Origin of the sequence: Amycolatopsis echigonensis, from assembly GCF_014174495.1 — a bacterium.
In the GTDB taxonomy this organism is placed as follows: domain Bacteria; phylum Actinomycetota; class Actinomycetes; order Mycobacteriales; family Pseudonocardiaceae; genus Amycolatopsis; species Amycolatopsis echigonensis.
The window spans coordinates 81,591-92,230 of record NZ_JACJHR010000034.1 but is presented as its reverse complement, the minus strand read 5'-3'; the positions used below and the strand labels follow the sequence as shown (position 1 = coordinate 92,230).

The window sequence follows — 10,640 nt, the reverse complement described above, 5'->3', positions numbered from 1 at the left end:
GCCTTGACAAGCACCCCCGCGCCGTAGTCACACTCAGCTTCGGGGTGCCCCCACCGCACAAGCCGCAGCGAAACCGCAGCGGAATCGGCCTCACGCGACCAGCAACGTCTTCCCAATCGTGCCCCGCGATTCGATCGCCGCGTGCGCGTCGGCCGCGCGTTCCAGCGGGAACCGCTGCCCGATCACCGGCGTGAGCTGCCCGGACGCCGCAGCCGCCAGCGCCGATTCGGTGTAGCCGCGCATCGCCGCCGCGTCGCCGATCGACCGGACCAACTTGACGCCGCGCGCGGCAGCGTCCTCTTCGGACACTTCGGACCACGAACCGCTTGCCAGACCGTAAAGGGCCATCCGGCCGCCGGGTCGCACCAAGGTGAAGGCGGCGGTGCCGACCGCGCCTCCCACGCCGTCGAACACCACGTCCACCTCACCGACCTTCGCGGTCCACTGCGGATCGGTGTAGTCGACCGCCAAATCCGCGCCCAACTCCCGAGCATGGGCAAGCTTTTCCGGGCCTCCCGCCGCTGCCACGACCTCCGCGCCCGCGGCCTTCGCCAGTTGCACCAAGAGGCTGCCGACCCCTCCTGCGGCAGCCTCGACGAGCACCCGTTCCTCTGGCGCTACCGCAGTCGCGTGCACCAGCCCGGTCGCCGTGCGGCCGTCGGCCAGCAACGCGACGGCCGCGTCGAGGCTCAGCGCGTGCGGCACCGGGAAGACCAGCTCCGCGTCCACGACCACGCGCTGGGCGTAACCGCCGCTGCCGCCAGTCGACGTCACCACACGTTTTCCGACCAGCGACAGGTCCACGCCCTCCCCGGCGCGGCTGATCACACCCCCGACGCCGTTGCCGGGCACCATCGGCAGCGCGGCCTGGTACGGCCCCGACCCCGTCGCCCGGAACTGCGTTTCCACGAAGGTGACGTTCGCGAACGCCACCTCGATCAGCACCTGGCCCGGCCCGGGAGCCGGATCGGGGGCCTCCCCCGCTTCCAGCACCGCCGGCCCGCCGAACTCCCGCAGCCACACCGCTCGCATGTAAGCCCTTCCTCGATTCTCCGCCGGGAGCCAGCCAACTACCTCGAGTGCGGTCGAGGTCAAGGGCATTGTCCTGGCAGCACTACCGACCCAGCGCAAGACTGTGGCGGCGGGATGATGACACCGCCGTCCGGGTAGATCACCGTGAGTGGCAACACCTTCGACAGAACCGCCGCCAGGAGGCAAGCAGTGCGCATCGCCGTTCCCCGTGAGATCAAGAAGCACGAGTACCGGGTCGCGTTGACCCCGGCCGGCGTGCACGAACTGGTCGGTCGCGGGCACGACGTCTTCGTCGAGACGGGTGCCGGGATCGGGTCGTCCATCACGGACGAGGAGTACGTCGCCGCGGGCGCCAAGGTGCTCGCCACCGCGGAGGAGACGTGGTCCGAGGGCGAGCTCGTGCTGAAGGTCAAGGAGCCGATCGCCGAGGAGTACCCGCGCCTGCGCAAGGATCTGGTGCTGTTCACCTACCTGCACATCGCCGCGGACCGTCCGCTGACCGACGCGCTGCTGGCCGCGGGCACCACCGCGATCGCCTACGAGACGGTGCAGAAGCCGAACGGCGCGCTGCCGCTGCTGGCTCCGATGTCCGAGGTCGCGGGCCGCCTGGCCCCGCAGGTCGGCGCCTACGCCCTGATGAAGCCGAGCGGCGGCCGGGGCGTCCTGCCCGGCGGCATCCCCGGCGTGCACCCGGCCCGCGTGGTCGTCATCGGCGGCGGGGTGGCGGGCCTCAACGCCGCCCGCGTCGCACTGGGCCTCGGCTCGGACGTCGAGATCCTCGACACGAACGTCGACCGCCTCCGCCAGATCGACAACGACTTCGGCGGCCGCATCCGCACCGTGACTTCGAACCGCCTCTCCGTGGAGGAATCGGTCCTCGAGGCGAACATGGTCATCGGCGCGGTCCTGGTCCCGGGCGCGAAGGCTCCGAAGCTGGTCTCCAACGACCTGGTCTCCCGGATGAAGCCGGGCAGCGTTCTCGTGGACATCGCCATCGACCAAGGCGGCTGCTTCGCCGACTCGCGCCCGACCACGCACGACGACCCGACCTACACGGTCCACAACTCGGTCTTCTACTGCGTGGCCAACATGCCCGGCGCAGTCCCGCGCACGAGCACTTACGGCCTCACCAACGTCACGCTCCCCTATGCGGTGCAGTTGGCGGACAAGGGCTGGAAGCAAGCGCTGTCCGCGGACCCGTCCCTCGCCCTGGGCCTGAACACCCACTCCGGCGCCCTGACGAACGCCCCAGTCGCCACCGCCCACAACCTCCCCCACACCCCAGTGGAAACCGCCCTGGCCTAACTAACAAGAACAAGAAGCGGCGAGGACCAACCAGTCCTCGCCGCTTCCTGTTGCGCCACAACTCTTTTTGTTCCAACCACACCCACCACCCAACCGCCGCCGAAGGCACCGCGGGGGTCCGGGGGCTCGGCCCCCGGGTACTACGACGCCCCTTCCCGGGCGAAGCGCGGCCACGCGCGAGCACAGGGAGGGAAGAAGGGGCGACCCGCTCAACCAGCCTGGGGGTCACTGGGAGCGGGTCGCCGGGTACTAGCTTAAAGAACATTGGGCCGGAGCGCTCGTTCGGGGGTGGATTTCGGCGGGGTTCTCACCCGTGACCAGGTGAACGTTCAACTTTTCACGTTTGCCGCCGGGACCAGGGTTTCCCTGCTCCACGAGGCTTCCGGGGCGCTTCGCGGCTCGCTGGCGTGCCGTTCGTCACCTCTGCCGCGGGGAGCGCCGGTTGTGCCCGTTTGGTCCGGGCCGACGGCTCTCGCGGGAATAAATTGTCGGTGCCGCTCCCTAACCTTGTGATGTGACCACCACTGCGACGCCTGCGCGTCAAGACCGTCCGATCGCTGAGACGGCGCCCCAACCGGTCGGCTGGGTGCGCCGATTGTCCGCTGCCTGCTGGGAGCACCGCGGCGTTGTCGTGCTCGCGATGACGGCGGCGATTCTGAGCGTCGGCGTGCAGGCGGCGAGTCCGTTGCTGGTGCGGTCGGCGGTGGACGACGCGGTGGCCGGGCATACGTCGCAGCTGGCCGGGCTCGCGGTGGGGCTGGTGGCGTTGCAGCTCGTCGCGTTCGGGTCGGCGTTCCTGCGCCGGTATGTCGGCGGGCGGCTGGCGCTGGACGTGCAGCACGATCTGCGGAACCGGGTGTTCGGCGCGGTGTCGCGGCTGGACGGCGGGAAGCAGGACGCGTTGCGCACCGGGCAGGTCGTGTCGCGTGCGATCTCGGATCTGCAGCTGGTCACCGGGTTGCTGATGCAGGTTCCGCTGTCGGCAGGTTCGGTGATTTTCGCGGTGCTGGCGCTGGGCGCGATGCTGTGGATGTCGCCGCTGCTCACGCTCATCGCGTTGGTGGTCGCGCCCGCGGTCGGGATCGTCGTGGCGCTGAGCCGGCGGCGGTTGTTCCCGGCGACCTGGTCCGCGCAGCAGCGCGCGGCGGATGTCGCGCAGCACGTCGAGGAAACCGTCACCGGCGTGCGGGTGGTGAAGGGTTTCGGGCAGGAGGCGCGCGAGGTCGCGCGGCTGGAGCGCACGGCGCGGAAGCTTTTCGCGGAGCGGTTGCGCGCGGCCAAGCTGTCCGCGTTGCCGACAGCGACCACATCGGCACTGCCCGCCGCCGGTCAGGTCGCGGTGCTGGCGATCGGCGGCATGCTGGCGTTGAACGGGCAGATCAGTCTCGGCACGTTCCTCGCGTTCGCCACCTATCTCGCGGCGTTGATCGGACCGGCGCGGTTCCTGTCCAGTCTGGTCGTGCAGGCGCAGCTCACGCGTGCTGGTGCGGAGCGGGTGTACGAGCTGATCGACGCGCAGCCGGAGGTCACCGACAGCCCCGACGCGCGGCCGTTGCCGCCCGGCACGCTGGGTGTCGCGCTGAACGACGTGAAATTCGGCTACACCCGCAGCGACCCGGTGCTCGACGGGCTCACCCTGGAAGCGCGCCCCGGCGAAACGCTCGCGCTGGTCGGCACGGCGGGGTCCGGCAAGTCCACGATTTCCATGCTGCTGCCCCGGTTTTACGACGTGCACTCGGGTTCGGTGCGAGTCGGCGGGCTGGACGTCCGCGACGTGCCGCTGAAGGACCTGCGGCAGGCGATCGGCGTGGTCTTCGAGGAAGCGTTCCTGTTCTCCACGTCGGTGCGGGACAACATCGCTTACGGCCGCCCGGACGCGAGCGACGAGGAGGTCTTCGCGGCCGCCCGCGCGGCGGAGGCGGACGAGTTCATCCGCGCTCTGCCGGACGGGTACGCGACCGAGGTCGGCGAGCGCGGGCTCACGCTGTCCGGTGGGCAGCGGCAACGGCTCGGGCTGGCCCGTGCGCTGCTCACGGATCCGCGCGTGCTGATCCTGGACGACGCGACGTCGGCGATCGACACCGTCACCGAAGCCGCGATCCACGACACGCTGCGCGCGGTCACCGCCGAGCGCACCACGTTGCTCATCGCGCACCGCCGGTCGACGTTGCAGCTCGCCGACCGGATCGCGGTAATGGACCAGGGCCGAGTGGTCGACGTCGGCACCGAGGAGGAGCTGCTGGCGCGGTGCGCGCTGTTCCGCGAGCTGGTCGCCGGGCCGGGCGACGACGTCGAAGAACCGCACCGTTGCGACGACCTCGAGCCTGGCGCGGACGGCACCACGGCAGTCCTGTGGCCGCGGGACGAACGCGACGAGGTCGACGCTCTCGCCGAGGCCGCGCAGTCCCGCGGCGGTACACCCGGCGGCGGGAGCGGGTTCGTCGGCAGCGGCGGCGCGGACGTGCCGCCGACCCCGGAACTGCTGGAAGGCGTGCGCCGGCTGCCTCCGGCGACGGATCGGCCGCGACTGTCCGATGTGGACGTCACGGCCCCGGACCCCGGCTTCCGGCTGTCCCGGATCCTGCGGCCGGTGCGGTGGCCGCTCATCGGGGTGATCGGTCTGGTCGCGGCCGACGCGCTGGCCTCGCTCGCCCTGCCCGCGCTGTACCAGCGCGGCGTCGACCACGGTGTACTGCCCGGGGTGGCGAGCGTGGTGTGGCTGCTGGCCGGGATCGGCGCGCTGGTGGTGGCGGCCGACTGGTTCGTCGTGCGCTGGCAGACGCGGCTCACCGCGCGCGTCGGCGAGACGGTGCTGTACTCGCTGCGCGTGCGCAGTTACGCGCACCTGCAACGGCTCGGGTTGGACTACTACGAGCGCGAGCTGTCCGGGAAGATCATGACCCGGATGACCACGGACGTCGACGCGTTGTCCACGTTCCTGCAGACCGGCCTCGCCACCGCGGTCGTCAGCGCGCTCACGCTAGTGGGCATCACGGTCGCACTGCTGGTCACCGATGCCGCGCTGGCCGTGTACGCGCTGGGCATGCTGCCGATCCTGCTTGTGGCCACGCTGGTCTTCCGGCGGCTCGCTTCGCGTGCGTACAGCGAGGCGCGCGAGAAGGTGAGCGTCGTCAACGCGGACATGCAGGAGAACGTCAGCGGTCTGCGCGTCGCCCAGGCGTACACGCGCGAAGAGCGTTCGGCGGAGGTCTTCGCGTCGCGCAGCGACGACTACCGCCGCTCGCGGCTGCGCGCGCAGCGGTACATCGCGACGTACTTCCCGCTCGTCTCGCTGCTCTCGGATCTCGCGACCACCACGGTGCTGGTCGTCGGTGCCCACCGCGTAGCGGCCGGCACGCTCGAAGCCGGTGTGCTGCTGGGATTCCTGTTGTACCTGCAGCAGTTCTTCTCGCCGATCCAGCAGCTGTCGTCGGTGTTCGACGGCTACCAGCAGGCACGCGTCGGCCTGAGCCGCATCGGCGACCTGCTGCGCACGCCGACGTCGGTTCCGCCGGCCGAGCAGCCGGTCGAACTGCCTGCCCGCCTGTCCGGTGAAGTGCGGTTCAAGGACGTCGATTTCTCGTACGCCGGCGCGGAAAAGCCCGCGTTGGAGAACCTGACGCTCGACGTCGCGGCAGGCGAAACCGTCGCACTGGTCGGCGCGACCGGCGCAGGCAAGTCCACCGCGGTGAAGCTGGTCGCGCGCTACTACGACGCGACGGGCGGCGCGGTGTTGATCGACGGGGTCGACGTCCGCGAATACGACCTGCCCGCACTGCGCGCCCGGATGGGCGTGGTGCCGCAGGAAGCGCATCTGTTCTCCGGCACCGTCGCGGACAACGTGCGGTATGGACGTCCGGAAGCCACCGACGCCGAGGTCGAGGCCGCGATACGCGCAGTCGGCGCGCTGGACGGAGTAGCCGCACTGCCCGCCGGTTTCCGTCAACCAGTAGGCGAACGAGGCCGCTCGCTCTCCGCCGGGCAGCGACAACTCGTCGCACTGGCCCGAGCCGAACTGGTCGACCCGGACGTGCTCCTGCTCGACGAAGCCACCGCCGCCCTGGACCCATCCACCGAAGCCACCGTCCTCCGGGCCACCGAACACCTGGCCCGCCGCCGCACCACCTTCGTGGTCGCCCACCGCCTGGCAACCGCCGCGAAGGCCGACCGCATCGTGGTGCTCGACCACGGCCGCATCGTCGAACAGGGAACCCATACCGAACTGGTCGCCGCAGGCGGCCACTACGCACGACTGTGGGCCTTGGGATGAGCGAGGAAACCGCTGCGAACCAGCCACTGCGACGCCCGGCGCGCACGCTCCGGCAACCCACGCGATCTTGCGGCGACAGTCAGGGTGGCGAAGCAGCACCCCACCACGAGGACGCCAACGCACCGCACGAGCACCGCCACTTACCCGGTGTTCGCGCGATGCCGAGCCACAGCCCCGGCACCAGGCAAACCGCACCGAGCCAGCCACCACCGTTGCCCGACCGAGCACGCTCGGGCAACCCAGAAGAACCCGCGGCGATAACCACATCGGCAAAGCAACACGCCACCACAAGGGACGCCAACGCACCGCACGAACGCCGTCACCCACCCGACCCTCGCGCGATACCTAGCCACAGCCCCAGTGCCAGATAAGCCGCACCGAACCAACAGCCGCCAACGGCCACCACGCCCGACCGTGCGCACTCGGGCGACCCAGAAGAACCCGCGGCGATAACCACGTCGGCAAAGCAACACGCCACCACAAGGGACGCCGCCACCCACCCGACGCCCGCACGGTGCCCCGCCAAGCCCCGGTGCCAGACAAAGCCGCACCGAACCCGCCACCGTCAATGACCAAGGCCCCCCACGCACCGCGCGAGCGCCTCCGCCTACCCGGCGCTCGCGCGATACCCAGCCACAGCTCCGGTGCTGCACGAGATCGGGCTCGGAAGCGTGGCCGAGGCGCTGCTGGTCGTCGACAGGCATGGGAGCGGGGCGCGTTCCTCAGTTCGATGAGCCGGGCGATGGCCTGTCACACACCCCCTCCCGGCGCGCGGTCGTGCGAGGGCCTCAGGCCAAGCTGCCACCACGCACGACCTCGCGCCGGGCTAACTCAAGCGATCTTGCGCCGATAAATCACGTTCGCGAAGACATACGCCACCACCAGAATCCCCACGCACCACGCCAGTGCGGTCCAGATGCCGCCCCCGACGGGGCGCTGCGCGAACAGGTCGCGGATGGTGTTGACGATCGACGTCACCGGCTGGTGTTCGGCGAAGGCGCGTACCGGTCCGGGCATGGTGCCGGTGGGCACGAAGGCCGAGCTGACGAACGGCAGGAAGATGAGCGGGTAGGAGAAGGCGCTCGCGCCGTCCGCGGATTTGGCGGTCAGGCCGGGGATCACCGCGATCCAGGTCAGCGCCAGGGTGAACAGGACCAGAATGCCGAGCACCGCGAGCCACGCCAGCGGTCCCGCGCTGGTGCGGAAGCCCATCGCGAACGCGACCAGCACCACGACGGCGACCGAGATCAGGTTCGCGATCACCGAGGTGAGCACGTGCGCCCACAGCACCGCCGAGCGCGCGATCGGCATGGACTGGAAGCGTTCGAAGATGCCGCCCTTCATGTCCAGGAAGAGCCGGAACGCGGTGTAGGCGATCCCGGACGCGATGGTGATCAGGAGGATGCCGGGCAGCAGATAGGTCACGTACGAGTCGGAGCCCGAGTTGATCGCGCCGCCGAAGACGTAGGTGAAGAGCAGGAGCATCACGATCGGCGTGATCGTCGTGGTGATGATCGTGTCCAGGCTGCGGGTGATGTGCCGCAGCGACCGTCCTAACAGGACCGAGCTGTCCGCGACGAAGTGGCTGCTCATTGCCCGTCCCCCTTGTTTCCGGCGCCGACCAGGGAAAAGAAGACGTCTTCCAGCGTCGGCTGCTTCTCGACGTACTCGACCTTGGCCGGCGGAAGCAGCTGCTTGAGCTCGGCCAGCGTCCCGTTCACGAGCACCCGGCCCTCGTGCAGGATCGCGATCCGGTCGGCGAGGTGTTCGGCTTCGTCCAGGTACTGCGTGGTGAGAAGCACCGTCGCACCCTGCTCAGCGAGCTCTTCGACCGCGCGCCAGACGTCGTTGCGCGCCTGCGGGTCGAGGCCCGTCGTCGGCTCGTCGAGGAAAATGACCTGCGGGTCCCCGATCAGGCTCATCGCGATGTCGAGACGACGGCGCATGCCGCCGGAGTACGTCGACACCTTCCGCGCCCCGGCGTCAGTCAACGCGAACCTCTCCAGCAACCCGTCCGCGATCTCGCCGGGATTCTTCAGGTGCCGCAGCTTGGCGACCAGCACGAGATTCTCGCGCCCAGTAAGGATTTCGTCGACCGCCGCGAACTGTCCGGTGAGGCTGATCGACTCGCGCACCTCCGCCCCCTGGCTCGCCACCGCGAACCCGTTGACCTCCGCCTCCCCCGCGTCGGCCTTGAGCAACGTGGACAAAATCCGCACGACCGTGGTCTTGCCCGCCCCATTCGACCCGAGCAAGGCGAAAATACTGCCGCGCGCCACCTCGAAATCGACGCCGCGCAATACTTCCAGCTTGCCGTAGGACTTTCGCAACCCCCGAACCCGAATCGCCGGCGTGGTCATTCCGCACCTGCCACGGCCCGGTCGATCGATTCGGTCAGCCGTGCCCGTTCCCGGGAAATCCAGTTCCCCTCGGGATAACTCCGGAGAAACTCCTCCGCGAACTCGACCGGTTCGTCGCCGACGATGTCCCGCACGGTCGTCCCGTTCGCCACGCTCTGCTCGAACAGGTCGATCAGGTCGTCCAGCATCCGCAGATGGCTCTCCGCCGTCCCCGGCCCGAAGTACTGCAGATACCGGTGCAACGCCTTGATCGCCGCGCGGTAATCCGGCGGCAGCTCCTCGACGCGCGCCTTGTACCGCCGATACCGCTTCTTGTCCTCCAGCGGCCCGGTGACCACTTCCAGATAATGCAGGTATCTGCTCTTGCCTTCATTCCCCATGATCGATTCCCTCCTTGCGCAGCTGTTCGAGCCGGTCCGAGAGAAACCGCCAGTTCCGCCAGAACTCGTCGAGACTCGCTCTCCCCGGAGCGTTCAACGTGTAAACCTTCCGCGGCGGCCCTTTCTCGGACGGCACTTTTTCGACGTCGACGAGCCCGCGCTGCTCGATCCGCACGAGCAACGCGTAGACGGTGCCCTCGGCGAGATCCGTGAACCCCCGTTCGCGCAACCAGGAGGTGATCTCGTACCCGTAGGCAGGCCGCCCGGCAAGAATCGCGAGGACGATGCCCTCCAAGGTCCCCTTGAGCATCTCCGTCGCCTGCTTGCCCATCGAACGCCCTTCAGCTAGTCAGTGTTGCTGAGTACCGGTAGATAGTAACACTGACTACCGGCGGCAGGGAGGGGCGAATTGAGGGAACACGGGAGGAGGGGCCGAACTAGCCCTGGTCGGTAGCGCCGAGATGGCGGGAGCAAGCGGGCAGCCGGAGAGTTAACAGTTCTGCCGGCCTGCAACAGGATCGAGACGACCGCACGACGTCCGAGAAAAGGAAAAAGCCCGCGGAGCGGACGTCCGCCCGCGAGCACGGCGTTCAGCCCGCCGTCGCCCTATGGACGTGCAGGACTTCCCGAGAATCCGCGCAGCCCGAGGTTCAGGGCAGTTCGCGCCAGCGGAGGTCGCCCCACCCAGCCGAGGTGACGTCGGCCAGTTCGGCCCACCGGGTCGTTCCCGGACGGACGTGCGTGTCCGAGCCGATGGACCACTCCGGCGCCTCCGGCTCGACGTGGTCGAACTCCTCGATGCAGGACGGGGTCCGCCACACCGCGGTGCAGGAATCGCACATCAGCACGACCTTGCCGTGCTCGGTGACGAGCGGGCGGATCAACCCCTGGTCCCAGAACGACGGACATTCGACCAGCCACATCGCGTCACCACCGCCTCGCGCCTCGGAAACCGCTGCGCCCCGAGTGAGGCCGCAGCCTTTCGACAGCACAACACCGCTCAGTGAACGAGTCGCTACGCAAATGCCAACTCGGCCGGAACAGGCGCGGACCATGCCGGACGGCCGAACGCCGCGTCGCCTCGACGAAATGATCCAAGGCCGCTTCGGACCACCCGGAGCCCGCACCCCGCGACCGCTGCCGACAAGCGCGGCGACCGATCCCGCCGGCGCACTCGCCCGTCCCACCGACGGGCCACTCGACGGCACACCCACCTCGACCTCGAACCCGGCGCACGAGGCACCCGTCGCGCGCCTCTCCCGGGGAGAGGCGCCGCAGGCGACTGGACGAGAG

At 69.4% G+C, this 10,640-nt stretch carries 8 protein-coding genes; 2 read left to right on the top strand and 6 right to left on the bottom strand.

Going from position 1 to position 10,640, the window contains the following annotated elements:
- Positions 1–90: 90 nt before the first annotated feature.
- Positions 91–1,032 carry a zinc-binding dehydrogenase gene (locus H5411_RS23735; protein WP_183125015.1) on the bottom strand — a complete coding sequence of 314 codons (942 nt, stop codon included), beginning with the start codon at positions 1,030–1,032 and terminating at the stop codon, positions 91–93.
- Positions 1,033–1,221: 189 nt separating this feature from the next.
- Between H5411_RS23735 and ald the strand changes: the two genes are divergently transcribed.
- Positions 1,222–2,337, top strand: a complete 1,116-nt coding sequence (ald, locus tag H5411_RS23730; RefSeq protein WP_183125014.1) for an alanine dehydrogenase — start codon at positions 1,222–1,224, stop codon at positions 2,335–2,337.
- A gap of 553 nt (positions 2,338–2,890) precedes the next feature.
- Positions 2,891–6,607 carry an ABC transporter ATP-binding protein gene (locus tag H5411_RS23725; RefSeq protein WP_183125020.1) on the top strand — a complete coding sequence of 1,239 codons (3,717 nt, stop codon included), beginning with the start codon at positions 2,891–2,893 and terminating at the stop codon, positions 6,605–6,607.
- Between the two features lie 831 nt (positions 6,608–7,438).
- On the opposite strand, the gene H5411_RS23720 is transcribed toward H5411_RS23725, so the two are convergent.
- The 5 genes from H5411_RS23720 to H5411_RS23700 form a co-directional block, all read right to left on the bottom strand.
- Positions 7,439–8,200 carry an ABC transporter permease gene (locus H5411_RS23720; protein ID WP_183125013.1) on the bottom strand — a complete coding sequence of 254 codons (762 nt, stop codon included), beginning with the start codon at positions 8,198–8,200 and terminating at the stop codon, positions 7,439–7,441.
- The gene (locus tag H5411_RS23715; protein ID WP_183125012.1) at positions 8,197–8,967 is read right to left on the bottom strand and encodes an ABC transporter ATP-binding protein; all 771 of its coding nucleotides are present in this window, start codon (positions 8,965–8,967) and stop codon (positions 8,197–8,199) included. Before H5411_RS23715 ends, H5411_RS23720 begins: the two co-directional genes overlap by 4 nt.
- Positions 8,964–9,347 carry a DUF1048 domain-containing protein gene (locus H5411_RS23710; RefSeq protein ID WP_183125011.1) on the bottom strand — a complete coding sequence of 128 codons (384 nt, stop codon included), beginning with the start codon at positions 9,345–9,347 and terminating at the stop codon, positions 8,964–8,966. Before H5411_RS23710 ends, H5411_RS23715 begins: the two co-directional genes overlap by 4 nt.
- Entirely contained in the window at positions 9,337–9,678 is a 342-nt protein-coding gene (locus tag H5411_RS23705) for a PadR family transcriptional regulator (protein ID WP_037355521.1), read from the bottom strand. Before H5411_RS23705 ends, H5411_RS23710 begins: the two co-directional genes overlap by 11 nt.
- Before the next feature lie 319 nt (positions 9,679–9,997).
- Positions 9,998–10,270, bottom strand: a complete 273-nt coding sequence (locus H5411_RS23700) for a hypothetical protein (RefSeq protein ID WP_101437865.1) — start codon at positions 10,268–10,270, stop codon at positions 9,998–10,000.
- Between the last annotated feature and the right edge of the window lie 370 nt (positions 10,271–10,640).

What these genes read in the sequence shown, in the direction of transcription:
- H5411_RS23735 (WP_183125015.1), bottom strand. Translation starts at nt 1,032, where the DNA reads ATGCGAGCGGTGTGGCTGCGGGAGTTCGGCGGGCCGGCGGTGCTGGAA.
- H5411_RS23720 (WP_183125013.1), bottom strand. Translation starts at nt 8,200, where the DNA reads ATGAGCAGCCACTTCGTCGCGGACAGCTCGGTCCTGTTAGGACGGTCG.
- H5411_RS23715 (WP_183125012.1), bottom strand. Translation starts at nt 8,967, where the DNA reads ATGACCACGCCGGCGATTCGGGTTCGGGGGTTGCGAAAGTCCTACGGC.
- H5411_RS23710 (WP_183125011.1), bottom strand. Translation starts at nt 9,347, where the DNA reads ATGGGGAATGAAGGCAAGAGCAGATACCTGCATTATCTGGAAGTGGTC.
- H5411_RS23705 (WP_037355521.1), bottom strand. Translation starts at nt 9,678, where the DNA reads ATGGGCAAGCAGGCGACGGAGATGCTCAAGGGGACCTTGGAGGGCATC.
- H5411_RS23700 (WP_101437865.1), bottom strand. Translation starts at nt 10,270, where the DNA reads ATGTGGCTGGTCGAATGTCCGTCGTTCTGGGACCAGGGGTTGATCCGC.